The 20,806-nt window shown below is 32.5% G+C and carries 15 protein-coding genes and 1 CRISPR repeat array (1 of these 16 running past the window's edge); of the genes, 11 read left to right on the top strand and 4 right to left on the bottom strand.

The window, feature by feature from the left end:
- Positions 1-118: 118 nt before the first annotated feature.
- The 6 genes from ACY3IT_RS01790 to ACY3IT_RS01765 all read left to right on the top strand — a co-directional run bounded on the left by ACY3IT_RS01790 (position 119) and on the right by ACY3IT_RS01765 (position 9,720).
- The gene (locus ACY3IT_RS01790; protein ID WP_463083083.1) at positions 119-2,485 is read left to right on the top strand and encodes a GH36-type glycosyl hydrolase domain-containing protein; all 2,367 of its coding nucleotides are present in this window, start codon (positions 119-121) and stop codon (positions 2,483-2,485) included.
- 64 nt (positions 2,486-2,549) lie between these two features.
- Positions 2,550-6,068: a glucoamylase family protein gene (locus ACY3IT_RS01785; protein ID WP_463083082.1), complete on the top strand. Its 3,519-nt coding sequence runs from the start codon at positions 2,550-2,552 to the stop codon at positions 6,066-6,068.
- A 54-nt stretch (positions 6,069-6,122) separates the two neighbouring features.
- On the top strand, positions 6,123-7,328 hold the full coding sequence (locus tag ACY3IT_RS01780; RefSeq protein ID WP_463083081.1) for a sugar ABC transporter substrate-binding protein: 1,206 nt from the start codon (positions 6,123-6,125) through the stop codon (positions 7,326-7,328).
- Between the two features lie 56 nt (positions 7,329-7,384).
- Positions 7,385-8,260, top strand: a complete 876-nt coding sequence (locus ACY3IT_RS01775) for a carbohydrate ABC transporter permease (protein WP_463083080.1) — start codon at positions 7,385-7,387, stop codon at positions 8,258-8,260.
- Positions 8,261-8,270: 10 nt separating this feature from the next.
- Positions 8,271-9,104: a carbohydrate ABC transporter permease gene (locus ACY3IT_RS01770; protein WP_463083079.1), complete on the top strand. Its 834-nt coding sequence runs from the start codon at positions 8,271-8,273 to the stop codon at positions 9,102-9,104.
- 397 nt (positions 9,105-9,501) lie between these two features.
- The gene (locus ACY3IT_RS01765; protein WP_463083607.1) at positions 9,502-9,720 is read left to right on the top strand and encodes a nitroreductase family protein; all 219 of its coding nucleotides are present in this window, start codon (positions 9,502-9,504) and stop codon (positions 9,718-9,720) included.
- Positions 9,721-9,946: 226 nt separating this feature from the next.
- On the opposite strand, the gene ACY3IT_RS01760 is transcribed toward ACY3IT_RS01765, so the two are convergent.
- The 4 genes from ACY3IT_RS01760 to ACY3IT_RS01745 form a co-directional block, all read right to left on the bottom strand.
- The gene (locus tag ACY3IT_RS01760; RefSeq protein ID WP_463083078.1) at positions 9,947-10,759 is read right to left on the bottom strand and encodes an ABC transporter permease; all 813 of its coding nucleotides are present in this window, start codon (positions 10,757-10,759) and stop codon (positions 9,947-9,949) included.
- Between the two features lie 17 nt (positions 10,760-10,776).
- Positions 10,777-11,637, bottom strand: a complete 861-nt coding sequence (locus tag ACY3IT_RS01755) for an ABC transporter permease (RefSeq protein ID WP_463083077.1) — start codon at positions 11,635-11,637, stop codon at positions 10,777-10,779.
- A complete protein-coding gene (locus ACY3IT_RS01750; RefSeq protein WP_463083076.1) occupies positions 11,525-12,745 on the bottom strand; it encodes an ABC transporter ATP-binding protein in 1,221 nt (406 codons plus the stop codon). The genes ACY3IT_RS01755 and ACY3IT_RS01750 overlap by 113 nt, the downstream gene beginning before the upstream one ends.
- Before the next feature lie 71 nt (positions 12,746-12,816).
- The gene (locus ACY3IT_RS01745) at positions 12,817-13,929 is read right to left on the bottom strand and encodes an ABC transporter substrate-binding protein (RefSeq protein ID WP_463083075.1); all 1,113 of its coding nucleotides are present in this window, start codon (positions 13,927-13,929) and stop codon (positions 12,817-12,819) included.
- 147 nt (positions 13,930-14,076) lie between these two features.
- Between ACY3IT_RS01745 and ACY3IT_RS01740 the strand changes: the two genes are divergently transcribed.
- The 5 genes from ACY3IT_RS01740 to ACY3IT_RS01720 all read left to right on the top strand — a co-directional run bounded on the left by ACY3IT_RS01740 (position 14,077) and on the right by ACY3IT_RS01720 (position 20,165).
- Positions 14,077-15,126 carry a glycosyltransferase family 2 protein gene (locus ACY3IT_RS01740; protein ID WP_463083074.1) on the top strand — a complete coding sequence of 350 codons (1,050 nt, stop codon included), beginning with the start codon at positions 14,077-14,079 and terminating at the stop codon, positions 15,124-15,126.
- Positions 15,116-15,727: a glycerol-3-phosphate acyltransferase gene (locus ACY3IT_RS01735; RefSeq protein ID WP_463083073.1), complete on the top strand. Its 612-nt coding sequence runs from the start codon at positions 15,116-15,118 to the stop codon at positions 15,725-15,727. The genes ACY3IT_RS01740 and ACY3IT_RS01735 overlap by 11 nt, the downstream gene beginning before the upstream one ends.
- Positions 15,728-16,522: 795 nt before the next feature.
- Positions 16,523-17,605: an NAD/NADP octopine/nopaline dehydrogenase family protein gene (locus tag ACY3IT_RS01730; RefSeq protein ID WP_463083606.1), complete on the top strand. Its 1,083-nt coding sequence runs from the start codon at positions 16,523-16,525 to the stop codon at positions 17,603-17,605.
- A complete protein-coding gene (locus tag ACY3IT_RS01725) occupies positions 17,602-19,233 on the top strand; it encodes a cobalamin-dependent protein (protein ID WP_463083072.1) in 1,632 nt (543 codons plus the stop codon). Before ACY3IT_RS01730 ends, ACY3IT_RS01725 begins: the two co-directional genes overlap by 4 nt.
- Positions 19,230-20,165, top strand: coding sequence for a D-alanine--D-alanine ligase family protein (locus ACY3IT_RS01720; RefSeq protein ID WP_463083071.1), 936 nt, complete (start codon positions 19,230-19,232; stop codon positions 20,163-20,165). The genes ACY3IT_RS01725 and ACY3IT_RS01720 overlap by 4 nt, the downstream gene beginning before the upstream one ends.
- A gap of 67 nt (positions 20,166-20,232) precedes the next feature.
- A CRISPR array of direct repeats spans positions 20,233-20,806; the repeat unit is 29 nt; unit sequence ATTTAAATCCCACATAGTTCAGATCAAAC (it continues 7,413 nt past the right edge of the window).

Here is a 20,806-nt window from a genome sequence, read left to right as displayed (position 1 = left end):
AAATTTTAAAGTTAAATTATTTACAAAATTTCCTCTTGACAGAAGAAAAATTTAAAATAAAATTAAAGTAGAAACGTTTCATATTTTTTTCAAAATAAATTATATATGAGAGGATAAAATGAAAGAGAAACTTTTCGAAAATAAATATGGTTATTTTACTGAAAATGGGAAGGAGTATGTCATAAAAACTCCACAAACTCCTAAACCTTGGATAAATGTTATCAGTAATGGAGATTATGGTATTGTTATATCTAACACAGGTTCTGGATATAGCTTTAGGACTCATGCATCTCTAAATAGAATAACTCGCTGGAATCAAGATCTTATAAAAGATGATTTTGGAAAATATATATATGTAAGAGATAACAAGAAAAAAATTTTTTGGTCCATACCTTGGAAACCTGTATGTTCAGATTATGAAAATTTTGAAGCCATATATGGCTTTGGCTACTCTATATTTAAAACAAAATATTACAATATAACTTTTGAATTAACTCTTTTTGTCCCTTTAAAGGATCCATTAGAAATATGGATTCTTAAAATAATAAACGAAGATAAAAAGAAAAAAGACCTTTCTCTTTTTACTTATCTTGAATGGAATCTTGGATCCGCTCCTGATTGGCATAGAGAATTTCATAGAACCTTTATTGAAACCTATTTTAACAAAGAAAAAAACTATATCTATTCAAGGAAAAGATTATGGGAAATCCCTAATGAGAAAGGAGAACATTGGAACAAAGATTGGGATTATACGGCTTTCCATTGGGTAAACTATCCTGTAAGTGAAGCAGAAGGCTCAAAAGAAGAGTTTATAGGAATGTATAGGGACTTGGTCTCTCCTAAGGCACTTATTGAGGGAAGATTAACAAATACTTTTGGAAAGTGGGAAGATGATATCGCATCTTTGAAAATTGATATAAAACTTGATCCTTGTGAAGAAAAAATCTTAATCTTTTCCCTTGGAGCAGTAAAGAATAACTCTGAGGAAAATATTGAAAAAATTTTAGAAAAATACAATACAAAAGAAAAAGTAGAGAAAGCCTTAGGAGATGTTAAAAAGATGTGGGAAGACTTATTATCTGGTTTTTATGTAGAGACAAAAGATCCAGCTTTCAATATTATGAATAATTACTGGCTAAAATATCAAGCCATTTCTGGAAGACTTTGGGCAAGAACAGCATATTACCAATTAGGCGGAGCTTATGGTTTTAGAGACCAATTACAGGATAGTCAGATATTTTTGTATCTTGATCCTAAAAAAACTTTTGATCAGATAAAACTTCATGCAAAACATCAATTTTCCGATGGATATGTTTATCATTGGTGGCATCCTATTAGTAAGATAGGACATAGAAATGAGATATCTGACAATAGACTTTGGCTTCCCTTTTTAGTTATTAGATATTTAAAAAATACAGATGATTGGTCTATCCTTAAAGAAATCATCCCATATATAGATAGCGGTGAAGGAACAATATATGAACACTGCTATAAAGCCATTGATCTAAGTTTAAAGAAGTTTAGTCCTCGAGGACTTCCATTAATAGGAAATGGGGATTGGAATGATGGAATGAATGCAGTAGGAACAGAAGGAAAGGGTGAAAGTATATGGTTAGGGCACTTTCTATATGGAATACTTCTTGATTTTTCTTATGTGGCAGAAAAAGAAAAAGATTTTGATAGAGCAGAATATTATAGAGAAAGAGCAAAAGAACTTAAAGAAGCAATTAATAAATATGGATGGGACGGAGAATGGTATATAAGAGCCTTTAAGGATAATGGCGAGCCAATTGGAAGTAAATCATGTGAGGAAGGAAAAATATTTTTAAATGCACAAAGTTGGGCAATTTTAAATGATTCTGCAGAAGAGAACAAAAAAGAAAAAGCTTATGAATCTATGAAAAAATATCTTTTTAGAGAATATGGTCCTTTACTGCTATATCCTGCTTATACAAAACCTAATCCACAAATTGGATATCTTACAAGATATGCACCTGGAGTTAGAGAGAATGGGGGACTGTATACCCATGCAGGATGTTGGGCAGTCTTAGCAGTATGCAAAGTAAAAGATAAGATTGCTTACGAGATTTATAAAAGTTTTATGCCCATTTATAGAGGAATGAACCCTGATCTATACCAAGTAGAACCTTATGTAACATGTGGAAATGTAGATGGTCCAGATTCAAAATATTTTGGAAGAGGAGGATGGAGCTGGTATACAGGATCTGCAACTTGGTATTTCATAGCGGGAATAGAAGGAATCTTAGGAATAATTCCAACCTGGGAAGGTTTAAAAATCTCTCCAAACATTCCTGAAAACTGGGATGAAGTAAAAGTTAAAAGATTATTTAGAGGAAAAATTTATGAGATTTATATAAGAAGAAAGGGAAAATTTGAAATCTTTTTAGATGGTAAAAAAATTAATGGGGACACTATTAATTATCAAGGGCCTAAGAATCCTGTTTTTGTAGAAGTAAATATTTAAAAGGGGGTGAGAAAAATTAAAAGATTTTTGTTCCTTTTATAAACAAAAATAAGGGGGGTTTTTTATGAAAAGATTTTTAATGATTATTTTAATATTAATTTTTCTTGGAAATCTCTCTTTTTCTTTTGATTATGTAAATCCTATGGATGAAATAACAGGATTAAGCGATGATAATACAGGAGCAAAATTTGAAAAAAGCATAGAATACGTAGCAGATGGAAAACATTCTATAAAAATTATTCCTTCAGGAAAATCTGATGAAACAAAAATAGCATTCCAAATATCTGGAGAGATATTATCAAAATGGGCAGAAAAAGATTTATTAAAGATATCAGTTTTCATTAAAAAATCTGCAGAAACAAAACCCAACAAATTCTTCCTTGGAATGGCAGATGTAACTACTGATTGGGCTTGGGTTGATGGTGTTTTCTCAGAAAGCAAAGCAGTAGATGGTTGGAACGTAATAGAATTTAAACTTTCTCCCAAAATGAAGGATGTTAAATCTGATGGAAAATACATACTATATTTTGCATTTATTGAGGAAAAGGATGGAAAGAAAATTCCCATAAAGGATCCTTTCTATGTAGATAAAGTAGTTATTGAATCTTTTGAGGAACCTAAAGAATTATATATATGGAGCATGGATACATTATCTGAGATAAAAACATTTGATAATGATAATACAGGAGCAGTTTTTGAACTGAGTGATATTTATGTTGCAAATGGTACAAATTCTATGAAGGTAATACCTAATGGAAAGAGCCTTGAAACAAAGGTAGCATTATGGCTTCCAAAGAATATGATAAGCATATGGAATGAAAGTGATAAAGTAATTATGAAAGTATACATTCCAGAAGAAATGAAGATTAAGCCTGAAATGTTCTTTATGGGAATGGGAGATCTTACAAAAGGCTGGGAATGGGTAGATGGTACATTCTCAAATACAAAAGTTACAGAAGGATGGAATGACATAGAATTTGTACTTACTCCAAAGATGAAAAGCTTGGCAGAGAATGGGAAATATAAAGTTTATCTTGCCTTTGCAGGATATGATGAAAAAAGAAATAAAGTTCCATTAGTGGATGCATTCTATATTGATGGATTATATGTAAGTTATGTTGGAGAATTTGCATATATATGGACTATGGATACAAAAGAGGAGATTGAAACCTTCAATAACGACAATACTGGAGCGGTTTTTGAACTAAATACTGAATATGTAATTCAGGGAAATGCTTCAATGAAGGTAATTCCAGATGGCAAGAATTTAGAGACAAAGTTAGCAATGCCTATACCAAAAGATAAGATTGAGATATGGAATAAAGGAGGAAACAAGATTATACTTAATTTATATATTCCACAAGAGATGAAAATTAAACCAGAAATGTTCTTCCTTGGAATGGCAGATCTTACAAAAGAATGGAGATGGGTCGGAGGAGTATTTTCAAGCACAAAACCTACTGATGGATGGAATGCTATAACCTTTGAACTTGCAGGAGAAATGACAAGACCAGAAGTCGGTGGAAAATATATGGTTTACCTTGCCTTTGCAGGATATGATGAAAACAGAAATAAAATACCTTTGACAGAACCATTCTATATAGATGGGCTTTTCATGAGGATAGAGAAAAAGAAATTAACAAGAGAAGATCTTCTTGCAAAGGCAGATCCTAAGATAAAAGAAGAAGTAGCAAGACTTTTAGATCTAAGTGATAATGCATTATTAGATGAAATTCAGAAAAAGACTTTCCAATACTTCTGGAATGAGGCAAATCCAGAAAATGGGCTAATAAAAGATAGAAGTACAGTAGACTCACCATCAAGTATAGCAGCTGTAGGGTTTGGGTTAACTGCTATTCCTATAGCAATTGAAAGAGGATGGATAACAAAAACAGAAGGATATAATAGAGTACTTACTACTTTAAAGAGTTTTGCAGAAGGAAAAGTAGAAGGATATAATGGTTTCTTCTATCATTTTGTAGATATGAAGACAGGAAAAAGAGTATGGAACTGCGAATTATCATCTATTGATACTGCTCTATTTCTTGCTGGTGTAATCTTTGTAGGAGAATACTTCAAAGGAACAGAGATAGAATCTCTTGCAGATAAAATATATAGGAATGTTAATTGGCAATGGATGCTTGCAGGTGGAAGCACCTTATCTATGGGATGGAAGCCTGAAGGTGGTTTTCTCGGAGGGAGATGGGGAGATAACTTTGATGAAGGAATTCTTGCCACTCTCTTAGCTATAGGTTCACCTACATATCCTATTCCAGTTTCTGCATGGGATCTATATTCAAGACCTATAAATGACACATACATCTCATTTAAAGATGAAGTACTCTTTGTCTATCTATATCCCAATATTTGGATAGACTTTAGGAATAAGGAAGACAAATATGCAAATTACTTTAATAATGCAGCAGCTGCAGCAAGATACAATTACATGTTTACCTTCCTAAGAAAGAGTGAGTATCAAACATATGATGATGATATATGGGGACTTTCCGCAGGTGATGGTCCCGGAGGATACAGGGCCTATGGAGCATCAGAAGGAAATCACGATGGAACTATAGTTCCTTATGCATCCATCGGAGCACTACCTTTTGTTCCAGATCTTAGTATGAAGGCTATAAAAGGAATGTTATCTAAGCATGGACCACTAATCTGGGGTAAATATGGATTTGTCAGTGGATTTAATGTGGATGAAAATTGGTATTCTAAAGAACACATAGGGATTGATCAAGGGACTATTTTACTCATGATAGAAAACTATAGAACAGGTATGGTTTGGAAATACTTTATGCAAAATAAATACGTAAGAGATGCAATGAGAAAGATAGGATTCAAGTATAAGAGGGCAGATTATGCAGTTACTCCTTGGTATAAAGAAGAATATGAAAAGAAAGCCTTAGAAGCAAAGATGAAGTCTACACAAGCAGTTAAAATAGAATCTTCTCCAAAGATTGATGGAATTTTTGAAGATTTATGGAAATTAGCAATTGAGAATAAAGTTACTGAAGATATGAATGTACCAGGATTTACAAAAGTAGATAAGAAAAAACAAATTCTTCATAGTAACTTCTATGCTTTGTGGGATAATGAATATCTATATCTTTATGCTAAGGTCTATGATGAATATTTAGTAATAAATATAGCCCCTACAGATATTGGAGCATATTACAGAACAGATTCCATAGAATTTTACCTTAATCCATTAGTTGCAGGCTCCAATGCAGGAATATTTAAGATTGCAATTTTACCTTTTGATACCACAGGAAATGTTCAAGCGGTAAGACATGAAGATGCAAATCCCGGAGATATAAAAGTTGTAGCACCAGAAGTAAAAGTTGCTTCTAAGAGGACTGACTATGGATATGATATAGAAGTTGCCATACCCTGGAAATATTTAGGTGTAATCCCTAAAGAGGGAATAAAAATTGGATTCTGTCATACCATACATAATTCTAATAAGCAAGATGCAGGTATTGGTGCATATGTAAGAGAAAATATGCTATCTTGGGTTGATCTCCCTGAGATATGGGCACATCCTGAAAACTGGGGAACCTTAGAGCTTAAGTAAAAAATTTAGGGGGGAGAAACTCCCCCCTATAAAAAGGCCTTGGGGGTGTAAGAAATGAGAAGAAATTTATTAATAATTATGATCCTCTTAATAATTTTAAGCTCTTTTTCCCTCTCTCAAGTTAAAACAATAAAAATTTGGGCTATGGGAGAAGAGGCAAAAAATCTAAACATTATGGCAGAAAAATTCACAAAGGAGACAGGCATAAAAGTTGATGTCCAACCTCTTCCATGGACTGCAGCTTTTAGTAAGATCTTAACAGGAGTTGCTGGAAGACAGGTCCCAGATCTTGCTATGATGGGAACTACTTGGATGGCACCCTTTTCCGCTATGGGAGCTTTTGAGGATCTTGGAAGCTATATTGCTAAATCTAAAGTAGTTAAGCCTGAAAATTTCTTTGCAGGCTCATGGGAAACTGTAGTTTATAACAATAAAGTATATGGAGTACCATGGTATGTAGATGTGAGGGTACTTTATTATAGAACAGATATGCTTAAAGAAGTAGGATATAACAAGGCACCAGATACATGGGATGAACTTTATGATGCAATTAAAAAACTTTCCCAAAAATATGGCGTAGGGAAAACAGGAATAGGTCTTTCTCCAACAGAAGCTGCAAACTTTATGCCCTTCGTTTGGCAGAATGGTGGAGATATTATTGACAAGAATAAGAATATCCTTGTTAAGAATCCAGAATTTATAGAAGCTTTAGAATTCTATTCCAGATTCTTCAAAGAAAATCTTGTAGCAAAAGGTGGGGCAAATGTCTTTGTAGATTTTGAATCAGGACTTCTCCCAATGTTCTTTTCAGGTCCATGGATGGTTTCCATGATAAAAGAGCAGGTTCCCAAAATTACGGGGAAATGGACAGTTTCAATAATGCCAAAGAAAAAGACAAGAACGTCTTTTGTAGGAGGATCAAACTGGGTAATATTCAAGGATTCAAAAAACAAAAAAGAAGCTTGGAGCTTTATAGAGTTTATGACAAGATCTGAAAACCAATTGGAGTGGTATAAGATTTTAAGATCGCTTCCTGCCCTAAGAGAAGTTTGGAATAGGCCTGAACTTTCTAACGACCCAATAACAAGGGTATTCAGAGAGCAATTAGATGATGCAAAATCTACACCTATAGTTCCAGAATGGGATAAGATTGAAACCGCCTTAGGGAGAAGAGTAGAAGAGGTATGTCTCGGAAATAGAGATGTTAAAGAAGGAGTAGAACTTCTTTACAAGGATCTACAGAAGATATTGAGGAAGTAAAGAATGGGGCTGGAATTATCCAGCCCCTATCTAATTTTAAGGGGGTTTTCTCTGTAATGAAGAATAAAATCTGGGAGATATTTTTATTTATTGGTCCATCTTTACTCCTTTTGTTAGTCTTTACTGTTCTTCCTGTAATAACATCTTTATTTTTAAGCATAACAGATTTTAATGCCTATTCTTTTTTGGATTGGAGTAAAACAAAAATTATCTGGTTCCAAAATTTTATAGATGTCTTGCATGATGACTTATTTTGGAAAGCAGTCCTAAATACATTTTATGCTTTTATTCTTGCTTATCCTTTAACTATCTTTTTTTCTTTGCTTTTTGCATTTCTCTTAAATAGAGAGGAAACTTATTTTAAAAATTTCTTTCGCCTTCTTATTTATCTTCCATCTGTTACAAGCACCATTGCCATAGCGGTAGTATGGTCATGGATATTAAATCCTAAATATGGTCTTTTAAATTGGTTCTTAGGACTTTTTGGATTACCACCTCAGGAATGGCTCTCTGATACAAGATGGGCAATGTTTGTAGTAGTTTCTCTTGTAGTATGGAAGGCAATAGGTCCCAATATGCTCCTTTTTATCGCAGGACTTCAAGGAATTCCCGAAGAATTATACGAATCAGCTGAAATTGATGGGGCAAATAGATGGCAACAATTTTGGTATATTACTCTTCCAGGATTAAGACCAGTACTTCTATTTGTATCAGTTATGTTAGGAATTGGCTATTTACAATTATTTGAAGAACCTTATATGTTAACAGGAGGAGGACCCTTAAATTCTACCCTTTCCATAGTTTTATATCTATATCAAAAAGGTTTTAGAGCCTTTGAATTTGGATACGCTTCCTCTGTTGCGCTTATTTTATTTGTTATGATCTTCGGCCTAACTTATATTCAAATGAAAATGAGAGTTTTTCAGGATTAGAGGTGAAAATGTGAGAAAAAGAAAGGTAGGTATACTTCAGCAAATCTTAGTTCATGGATTTTTAATTATAGCTTCTATTGTTACCGCAACTCCCTTTTTTTGGATGCTTATTACATCTTTTAAAACTCCTGGAGAAATATACACAATTCCTCCCAAATTCATTCCATCAGAAATTACCCTTAAAAATTATATAGATCTTTTTAAAGGAATAAATTTTTGGAGACCTCTCTTAAATACTCTAATTATTGTTACCATTGCACCACCTCTTTCTATTCTTCTTAATTCAATGGCGGGATACGCCTTTTCTAAATTTAGATTTAGAGGAAGAGATACTTTAATATTTCTTATTTTAGCTACTATGATGATTCCGGGTCAAATGACATTGATTCCTGCATATTTAATAGTAAGAATTCTTAACATGCTAAATACATATCAAGGGATTATAATTCCAGGTCTTGTGGGAGCAGGAAGTATATTTTTCTGGAGACAATTTATAAAAGGAATACCTGATGATTTAATAGAATCTGCTAAAATAGATGGAGCAAACGAAATTTTTATCTATTTTAAAATAATTTTACCTCTTTCTACACCATTTTTTATAACTTCTTTTGTTTTTGCATTTATTGGAGCATGGAACTCTTTTCTTTGGCCTCTTATTGTAGCAACTGATGAAAGCATGTACACATTACCTGTTGCAGTATCAGTTATTGCAGGACAGTATGGGGAAAACATTGGAACAATTCTTTCAGGATCAACTATTGTTGTCTTTCCTATACTCATTGTCTTCTTAATTGCTCAAAGATATGTAATAAAAGGAATCGCTATGACAGGTTTAAAATTTTAGCCTATAATAAATGATAATTCCCTTACAAAAATATATCATAACCCTCCCTTAATCTGGGAGGGTTATAATTTATTAAGGTTTCTTTATTCCTACCCCTTCCAATTTTTAAAAAATTATCAATTTACTTCCTTAATTATTCCTATGGAAAAATTTAAAAAAAGGACTTTCAAAAGGAATTATCACACCCTTTAATACTTCATGCATTGTTAAATTAAGGAGAAGAAGAAAGATATCAAAAGAAAAATTTAAAATTCCTCAAAATTAAAGAAAAGTATATAATTATAATATAATTCTATTATCTAAATTTCTCCTTATAACCTTAAAAATATAGAAAAAAAATGAAATTAGGAATAGTAATTAATATGGTAAATTTAGACAATGAAGCAATAAGAACTATATTGAAGAAGAAAAACTAAAAATTATACTTGAATGCGCCATTTACGCCCCTTCTGCAAGAAATGTTCCACCATGGTTCTTTACAGTAATTCAAAATAAAGCCTTTTTAAACAAAATAAATGAAGATTTAAGGCAAATTATGCTTTCCTCTGAGGATGCGTTTATCAGAGAAAGAGCTAAAAAGAAGATTTTAATGTCTTTCATCATGCAAATACAGTAATAGGAATACTAGAAGAATATAAACCTCTTTGGACAGTAACCTTGGGATATACAAACAATTACCCAGATAAAACTCCCGAAAGAAGAATGGATGTTTTTAACTTTATCAAATAATTTAAGAATTACTACTTTACCCACATTTCCTATGTTTATCTCTTAAAAAACCTACAAGTTTCCCTCAGTAAATAGAAATCCCCACAATTTACTCCCTTCCCCTCATTTGTAAATCATTTACCCCTATATACAAATTGGGTAGGACTTGCAAATTTTAAAGCTATTAAAAGGAAAGTCACAGTAATTAGAAAATAAACTACCGCAAGAGCATCTATGGCCTGAGGAGGACGTGTCCCAGCTGCATAGGCATCATAATAAAGAGCTACAATAACTGTTTGAGATTTTGGCCCTGCTACCAAGAAGGTCAACTCAAACATGGCAATAGTTCTTACAATAGAAAGAAGGGCTGCAGTAAATATACCAGGCACTGTTAAAGGTAATAATACCTTAACAAAGGTTCTTAATCTACTTGCTCCTAAAATTCTTGCAGCAGATTCATAACTTACATCTATCTGTTCAATAAAAGGATATAAGATGAGTACCACATATGGAATTATAGGCACTAAATTAGCAAGAATTACTCCAGAAATCCTTGTAGCAAGTCTTAATTTATATAGCATGGCCGCTAAAGGTATACCATAGGTCATAGGAGGTACCAACATAGGTACAAGAAGAAGAGATAGAAGAACATTTTTAAATTTAAAATTATATCTTGCAAAAATATACGCAGCAGGATAACCAATAAGAAGCGAGATCAAAGCTACAGATATTACCACTGCAAAAGTGGCAAAAAGAAGCTGTGGAAGATCATGTTCCTTAGCCATATATGAGTACCATTCTAATGTAAATATTTTAGGAAACCAATCTGTATACCAATTTTTACTTAAAGAATTCAAGATTACAGTAAAGATAATCCCTAAAACATTAAATACATAAACAAAGATGGCTATCCAATATAATATTCCTGAAAATCTTATCTTTCTCATTATTTAAAAAATCCCTCCTATCCCTTTCCGCCTGAAGTAGCAACAATTTTGAAAAATCTTTGTCTTATAAGCATAACAATAAGAATAAAGATAAGTTCTACTAAGCCCATAATAATGGCAATAGCAGATGCCATATGAAAATCAAATTTTTCAAAAGCCCATTGGTAAGCTGCTATAGAAATTACTCTTGTAGGCCCAGATGGTTGACCTAATAACACAGCAGAAGGAAAAACTGTAAAGTTCATGACAAAATTCAAAGAGGTAGCCATTGCTATTCCTGGCATCCAAAGAGGGAATATAATTCTTCTAAATATATACCATCTGCTTGCACCAAGTATACTTGCAGCCTTCTCTAAGGTAGGATCAATTCCAGATATATATCCTAAAAGCATTAAAAATACAAAGGGAAAACCTTGAATTATCAATGCAAGAAGTACTCCTAAATAACTATGAGTAAATCTATAAGGCTTATCAATTATTTTTAATGCTAATAATATCTTATTAAGCCAACCGTTTGGTCCCATATAAGTAAGCATACCTTCTGCCACAAAAACACTCCCTAATGTAATGGGTAAAATCAAAAGAAAAGATATTAATTTTTCTCCCTTTATTCCATGACGCATATAGTAGGCAAGAGGCATAGCTATTAATACATTCAATAAAGTAGCAGGTATAGCTATCTTTAAAGTAATCCATATAGTATTAGCATCCCAAGGATCAGATAAAAATTTAATAAAATTTGCAAAGGTAAATTTTCCTTCATCATTAGTTAAGCTTAAAAGAAGACCATATATAAAGGGATAGATAAAAAGGAAAATAAAATATATAAGCACAAGTAAAAGCAATAAAAATACTGTTAAAAATTCTCTCTTTTTCATTGGACATCCTCCTCAGGAAAAACAAGAATTCTCTCAGGAGGAATATATATATATTAATCTTATCCCCTGGATTAAGCACTACCTTTTCAATAGTAGATATTTCAATACGTAAATTACCATTTAAGTATCCCCAAAGCTGTCTTACCTGCCCTAAATATTCTATAACCTCAATCCTCATCTCTAAGGAATTACTAGGTCCTTCTCCTATCTTTATATCTTCTGGTCTTATAGAAATATAAAGTTTCTTTTTATCCCTAATAGAATTAAGAACGTGTTCTTTGTATTTCTCATTTAATACTGCATTTAAAACAAAATCTCCTAATTTAAACTCTATTCCTCCATTCTTTACATGGATTACATCCACATTCCATATATTTCTAAATCCTAAAAAATGAGCTACAAATAAATTCCTTGGATATGAATATATTTCTTCTGGAGTACCAATTTGTTGAATCCTCCCCTTATTTAACACTACTATTCTATCAGAAAGTGCTAATGCTTCCTGCTGATCATGAGTTACATATATAGTAGTAATACCTAATTTCTCATGAATGGCTTTTAATTCATACCTCATCTCAATTCTGAGAAGGGCATCAAGGTTGGAAAGAGGCTCATCAAGCAACATAAGACGAGGTTCTGTTACTATACAACGAGCTAAGGCAGTCCTCTGTTGTTCACCACCAGATAGCTGTCTTGGATACTTATCAACATGCTCCTCTAAATGAACCAATCTTAAAGCCTTAATAACCCTCTCTTTTATCTCTGAAGCTGGAATTTTTCTAATTCTAAGTCCAAAAGCTACATTTTCAAAAACTGTAAGATAAGGAAAAAGGGCATAATTTTGAAAAACCATCCCAAAGTTTCTCTTTTCAGGTGGTACAAATCTCTTTCCATCATCTATACATTCATCATCTATGTATATACTTCCACCATCAATAGGTATTAATCCTGCTATTGAATTTAAAATAGTAGTTTTTCCACACCCAGATGGTCCTAAAAGAGTAATAAATTCACCATTTTCGATAGTTAAACTAAAACTATCCACAACCTTTCTGTTGCCATAATATTTTACAAGATTTTGAATTTTAATTTCCTTAAAATCCTTCATTCTATCCCCCTTACCCTGATTTTATATTTTCAAAAAGGGGAGGAGATAATCCTCCCCTTCCATCCTATTATTCACTTTACTTTTGATCCTACTAATCTATCCCACATATCAAAAGCCTCTACTAATTCTTTTGCTCCAAGTTGGGTAGTTGATGGGAATTTTCTTATAGCATCTTCATATTCTTTCCTCATGGCAGATTTAATCTTTTCTTGAATTTCGGCTGGGGCCTTACTAAGAGGAACATTTTTTATAGCTGGACCAGGATAGAAATATCCATTATCATATGTTAAAGCTTGCATTTCTGGTCTTAAAAGCCATGCCATAAGTTGAAGTGTAGCTTTTTTGCGATTTTCATCTAATCCTTTTGGCATACACATAAAATGCGCATCTGTTACCCAAGTAGTATTTTTCAAGAAGAAATCCTTGAAGGTTTGAGGAATTACTCCCAATATCCTTTGATTCATATCCCAACCAAGATGGCTTGCAATAATATAAACACTTCCCTCTGCTAAAGCTCTAAAAGTAATCGCAGTACCTGTAGGATAATAATCTATATACTTATCAAGCTCTTTTAGATATGCCCATGTCTTATCCCATGTTTTTGGATTTTTAGGATCTTTATCACCTAATATGTAGGGCAATCCTTGCAATAAGCATCTTCCTGGTCCAGAGTTTGCAGGCCTTGCATACATAAATTTACCAGGATTTGCCTTTGCCCACTCAAGAAGTTCTTCAGCTGTTTGAGGTACCTTCTTTAATTTCTCAGGATTATAGGTAAACATTGGTCCTCCGGGGCAATATACTACTACTATTCCATATCCTTGGAAGAGATCAAAGGCCGCTTTTGCTCCAGGAAGATACTTGGTTTCAAGGCCAGGAAAATATTGCTTATAGGTTGGATAGATATTTTCCCAAAGTCCCATCTCCAAACCAGAGGCCATAGCATCATAGCCAGTAAGTACCATAGTAGTAGTTACATTTCCTGCCATCTGTTGCGCCTTTATTTTTGCTGGAAGTTCTGGAGCGGTGGCCTTCAAATACTCAATATCCTCTACTAAATCAGGATGAGCTAATTTAAAGGCCTCTATAGCATCTTTAGTAAGTTGTAAATTTCCTGCCACATCTATAATACTAAGTCTTACTTTTTTCGTTTGCGCACCAATGTTTGTTACAAAAATTAACATTAAAAATAGGATTAAAAGATGGAAAATACTCTCTTTTTACTCATAAGACACCCCCAAGTATTTTAATAAATTTTTAACCTTTTATGATCTATTATAATACTTATTTTAATTTTTTAAAAACACAAAAAAATGCTATAATCTGAAAAAATGAAAGAAATTATAATTATAATTTCTTGGGGAATAGGTTGGTTATACTATAAGACTCTTAAATTTCTTAAGAGGGAAGGCCTGATATCAAGAGACTATAAGATCTCTGTTATAATCCCTGCAAGAAATGAAGAGAGAAATCTTCCCAAGCTTCTTTCTCTTCTTGAAAGGCAAACTTACAGACCTTATGAAATCATAGTCGTAAATGACAATTCTGAGGATAATACAGAAGAGGTAGCAAGAAGATTTAATGTAAAGGTAGTGTCTTTACATGAAGAGCCACCAGCAGGATGGGTAGGAAAGAACTGGGCAATATGGAATGGATATTTAGAATCAAAAGGTGAATTGCTTTTATTTCTTGATGCTGATGTGGAACCAAGAGAAGATTTTATAGAGGTTCTTTTAGCAAGTTATGAAAAATATAAAGGATTGGTATCTTGTTGGCCATATCAAAGATTTGAAAGGTTTTATGAGCATTTGAATTTTACCTTTAACTTAGTATCCATATTCTCCATGGCATTATTGGGTAAAAAAGATGGGGCCTTTGGACCAGCCATGTTGATATCTAAAAAAGATTACGAAATGGTAGGGGGCCATAAAGAGGTCAAAGATAAAGTAGTAGAAGACATGTCCCTTGCCAAAAATTGCATTCAAAAAAACATACCTGTAAATAACTTCTTAGGAAATGGATATATAAAATTTAGAATGTATCCTAATGGGATTTTAGATCTTTTCAGAGGTTTTAGTAAAAATATGGCCAAAGGAGCTTTTTCAATTAACCTATTAAACTTCCTTCTTATTTTCTTTTATATTTATGGTGTATATGCCAGCATCTTCTATTTCAAGAGCAATCTTTTCAATATACTATACCCCCTTTATGTCTTTCAATTTTATATACTACAAAGAAAATTAGGAGATTATAAATGGTATGATGCCCTATTTTTTCCCTTACATTTTATCTTCTTTTTATTTGTCTTTTCCTACTCCATATTTAGAACCTTCTTTACAAAAACAGTAATATGGAAGGGGAGAAAAATTCGTGTGGATTAACATTTTGGTAATTCTTTTTCAATTTCTTTCAGGTTCCATAATGTACTCATATATTATAGCTAAGATGTTAAATATAGACCTATCAAAAATAAGAGATGGAAACCCAGGGGCATCAAATTTATGGAGAGCAAAGGGATGGAAATATGGCATATTAGCCCTACTCCTTGATTACTTGAAAGGAGCATTACCTATTGCCTTATTCATATCCTTAGGAATAGTAGAAAACAAATATGTTATAGCTTTTTCTGCTCTTGCTGGAGTACTTGGACATGCCTTTTCCCCTATGTTAAGATTTAAAGGGGGAAAAGCTGTAGCTGTATCCTTTGGAGCATGGTCTGTACTTACCAAATGGGAGGCTCCTACTATTTTAGGAACCACTTTTACTATCTTTACAATGATAAAACCTAAAGATACCACTGTAGAAGAGGATGCATTAAGAGTAATCATGGGATTTATAGTACTTTCTCCATATATAACTTATAAATTCTTTTTGGGTGAAAAACATTTACTATTATTTTACGCTGGTAATTTTGCCGTTATACTGTATAAACATTGGAAAGATCTTAAAGGTTATCTCTCAAAATTTTTAAATTATTCGTAAGGGCCTATTTTAGTTTTTTTAAAATATAAGAAAAATTTTCTATAAGTTCTTTAACCTTTTGAGGAGTGGAGTGTTTTTTCTATAAGTTTTTTAATTTTCCATTTTTTCTTTTATATTTATCCCAAACTTCTGAAATAGGAAGTTTAATTATTGTGTGTTTCTTATTGATTATAACCTTTTTATCAAGCATATTTTAGATCACCTATTATTTTGCATCCTGGTAGTGTTTTCTTTTTAAGAATCTACTTATATAGTTCAGATAGATCAATAAATATATATTCAAAATAGAGAAGAAACAAAAGAACTTTATCCTCTTTCCATAACTTTTATATATGAACCCTTATTTCTAATTCTTAGTATGAGTTTGATGGTATTAAGAAAGGTTTTTTCCCCAGAACATAAAAGAGATATTAAACACCTCCAGTCTTTCCACATAAGCCTTTTAAAACGCCTTTAAACTTGCAAGAGTCTCAGATTTCATCGGTGAAATAAGTGTTAATAAACAAATACTAATCTTACTTGAGGCTTTAGAAAAAAATGAAATCAAATACAGAACTTATAAACTATCATAAGATTGTAAATTAAAAACATGAACCAATTTACCAGTGGCTAAATTGCTACGGGTTTTTAACACATCTTAGTAGATTTTACATTAAAGATGCATAAGATTAAATTTCTCCACTTTATATAGCCTAACCATTAAGTAAAGTTAGATCTGAATTGCTGAATCAGTTATTTCATGTTATTATTAATACAGATAAGTTAATAGATAATCATTATTGAGGTAAAATTATGATTAGAATATGTATAATAGGTGCAGGAAACGGAGGACAAGCTTTAGCAGGTTACCTTTCTATGAAAGGTTATGATGTTTCCTTATACAATAGAAGCGAGTGGAGAATAGAACCTATTAAAAATTCTGGAAAAATCATATTAGAAGGAGAATATTCTGGGGAATATGAAATCTCTTTAGCAACTACAGATATAAAATCTGCAATAAAGGATAGAGAAATAATCTTAGTTGTAGTACCAGCCTTTGCTCATAGAGAGATAGCTGAGAAATTGGCACCTCACTTAGAAGATGATCAATTAATTGTTTTAAATCCAGGAAGAACAGGAGGAGCTTTGGAGTTTAGAAAAGTTTTAAAGGATAAAGGATGTAGAAAAAAGGTGTTTATTGCTGAAGCCCAAACTTTCATATTTGCTTCAAGATGTTCTAACCCTGGAGTAGTAAGAATATTTAGAAAAAAGAATGCGGTTCCAGTATCCTGCCTTCCTGCAAAGGATAATCCAATATTACAGAAAACATTAAAAAGAGTAATGCCTGAATTTGAAATTGCAAAAAATATAGTTATTACAAGTTTCAACAATATAGGTGCAGTTTTTCATCCAGCTACTACAATTTTAAATGTAGCAAGAATTGAATTCACTTTTGGAAAATTTGAATTCTATTTTGAAGGAATATCCCCTTCTGTAGCAAAAGTTTTAGAATCTATTGATGAAGAAAGATGCAATGTTATGAAAGCTTTTAAAGTAGAGCCTCTCACAGCAAAACAATGGTTAAAATATGCTTATGATGTAGATGGTAGAGATCTTTATGAAGCTATTCACAGTAACTCTGGATATAGAGACATAATGGCACCTACCGTAATTGCTAATAGATATATTTTAGAAGATGTGCCCATGAGTCTTGTCCCCATCTCCTCCTTTGGAAAACATTTTGGCATCTCTACTCCTACTATAGATGCTACTATACATCTTGTTTCTGTTATGATGGGAGAGGATTACTATTCTAAGGGGAGGACTGTAAAATCTTTGGGCTTAGAGGGAATGACTGCAGAAGATATAATAAGATACATAGAGGTGGGGGAAGAGTGAAAAAGATTTTAGGGGCAAGTATTGGAAGTTGTATTCATACCGCAGGAGTTCTTAATTTTTTAAACCTTGCTGAGAAATTAGGCTTTAAAACTATATATCTTGGAGGAGCAATTTCCATAAAGGAACTCATAGAGGCAATTATTGAGACAAATCCAGAAATTGTTGCTATAAGTTATAGATTAGGAAGAGAACCGTTAAGAAATTTACTTTCAGATTTAGAAAAGGAACTTAAAAGCAAAAACTTAATGGAAAACAGGATATTTCTATTTGGAGGTACAAAGGAAACAGGTGAAGTAGCAAGGGAATTTTCCTATATTTATAAGGTTTTTGATGGCTCAGAAGAGATAGAAGATGTCATAGATTTTTTAAAAGAGATTCAGGGAGAGATTATAGATAAAAAAGATAAAAGGACATTTCCTCAAACTTTAAAAGAAAGAATAAATTGGAAAAGTCCCTTTCCTCTATTCAGACATCATATAGGCCTCCCAAGTCTTGATGAAACCATAAAAGAAATAGAAAAATTAGCAGATTCAGGATTATTAGATATTATCTCAATAGCTCCAGACCAAAATACTCAAAGCTATTTTTTTGAACCTGAAAAAATGGATCCAAAACAAGATGGTGCAGGAGGGGTTCCGTTAAGGAAAAAAGAGGATTTTATAAGATTATATAATGCTACAAGAAGAGGAAACTTTCCATTATTAAGATGTTATTCTGGCACTAAAAATCTTATTGAATTTTCAAAGCTTCTTAAAGAAACCATTAATAATGCATGGTCCGCTATACCTCTAACTTGGTATTCTGATTTGGACAGAAGATCAGATCGAGAACTTTTATCAGCAATAAAAGAAAATATGGAAGGTATAAAATGGAATGCAGAAAATGGAATTCCTGTAGAAATCAATGAATCTCATCAATGGGAACTAAGAAATGCCCATGATGCCATTGGAGTTGCAACATGCTATATAGCTAGTTTAGTAGCAAAGAAACTTGGGGTTAAGGAATACGTAGCTCAATATATGCTAAATACTCCTCCCAATATATCACCTAAGATGGATATAGCAAAGGCTCTTGCAAAGATTGAGCTTGTAGAATCTTTACATGATGAAGATTTTGTCTCTTACAGAATGATAAGAACAGGACTTTTATCCTTTCCAGCAGACCCTTATTCTGCTATGGGACAATTGGTATCCTCAATGTTTTATGGGGCCTATTTAAAACCCCATATAATTCATGTAGTATCCTATTCTGAGGCTATGTATCCTGCGAGGAGTAAAGAGATTATAGAGAGTGTAAAGATGGTGAAAAGAGCTTATATCTTAGCTTCTTCAGGGCTTCCTGATTTCTCATCGGATCCCGAAATTCTCAAAAGAAAGGAAGAACTAAAAGAGGAAGCTTTAATTATTCTCGACGCTATAAAAAACTTGGCAAAATCAGAGGATGATTTTTTATCACCTGAAAATATATATAATGCCATCAAATGCGGTATATTAGATGCTCCCATGCTCAAAGGATTCTCTGTGGCAAGAGGGGAAGTTAAAACTTTCGTAATAAATGGTGCTAATTATTGTGTAGATGAAAGGGGAAAAATTCTTAAAGAAAAGGAAAGAATAGAAAGATTAATATGAGAATTGGGATAGCTTATAATCTTCCTTGTTCTTCAGATTATGAATTAATGGTAAATGAAATAGAAAATATTCTAAAAGATGAGGGATATACTGTAACTTTAATCCCTGTCTCAGAAAACTTTCTAGAAAGAATTAAAAGTGTTGACTTTGTTTTCAATCTTTTCACTCAAGGAAAAGAAACAAGACAAATACTTATACCATCACTATGTGATTTTTTAGGGATCCCCTATACAGGTCCTTCAGCATATACCCACTCTCTCTGTCTTAATAAAACCCATACCAAGATTTTATTACAATACTACAAAATTCCAACACCTCCATTTTTTCTTGTGTATCCTGATGAAAGAATACCCAAGAATATTAATCTTTCTTTTCCTCTTTTTGTCAAACCAAACAGAGAGGGGAGTGGAAAGGGAATAAGAAAAGAGTCCTTAGTAAGAAACAAAGAAGAGCTAAAATATATGATAGATTATATTCATAAAGAATTTCAAGAAGAAGCTTTAGTTGAGGAATTCATAGAGGGTAAAGAGATAAGTGTGGGAATTCTCGGAAACAAGAAGAATTTAGAGATTCTCCCCCTCTTGGAAATTGATTTTTCAGAACTTCCTGAAAGTGTTGAAAGATTTTACTCTGGAAGAGTAAAAGAAGAGTTTGGAGAGAAAACTAAATATTTTTGTCCTGCAAGAATAGATAAAAATATAGAAAAAAGTATAAAAGATATTGCAAGAAGTATTTTTATGTATTTTGGACTTAGAGATTATGCAAGGATTGATGTGAGAGTAAGAGGAGAAGAAATTTTTATTTTGGATGTAAATTCACTTCCTCTTTTAATTCCTAATTACTCTGATATTGTAAAAATGGCAGAAGCAAAAGGATACAGTTACAAAGATTTAATATTAAAAATCCTTAATAGCTCACTATCCAAAGAGTGAAATAGAAGATCATTTCTACAGAATAAAAGATAAAAACTAATAATATCTAACGAATTGAAGTTGTGCTATTTAAATCCCACATAGTTCAGATCAAACTCTCAATATTGTAATCTTTGAGCCACTTTATTTCGCATTTAAATCCCACATAGTTCAGATCAAACATTTACCGGTTATGTTGCTTTTAAAAACACTTGCGCTATTTAAATCCCACATAGTTCAGATCAAACTGTTGGATCTGCAAAAGCCCCCTCCGTTTTTGTAGAATTTAAATCCCACATAGTTCAGATCAAACATAGCGCAAAAAGACTTGGAGGTCTCAAAGAAACTCCATTTAAATCCCACATAGTTCAGATCAAACTCTTAAATCGAAGAACACCACGCCATTCGTAACACCATTTAAATCCCACATAGTTCAGATCAAACTCTTGGAGGAGCCAGTAGGTGTAAACGACCACTTACATTTAAATCCCACATAGTTCAGATCAAACAGATTAAGAGAAACGTAAAGTGGGATAATGAGTTAATTTAAATCCCACATAGTTCAGATCAAACAAAATGCGAATATGCGAATTTGCGAAAAACAAGAAAATTTAAATCCCACATAGTTCAGATCAAACTGTTTATGTTATACAACTGGGATT

This window comes from Dictyoglomus sp. GBS, from assembly GCF_055179815.1.
This window is presented reverse-complemented; position numbering and strand designations above follow the sequence as displayed.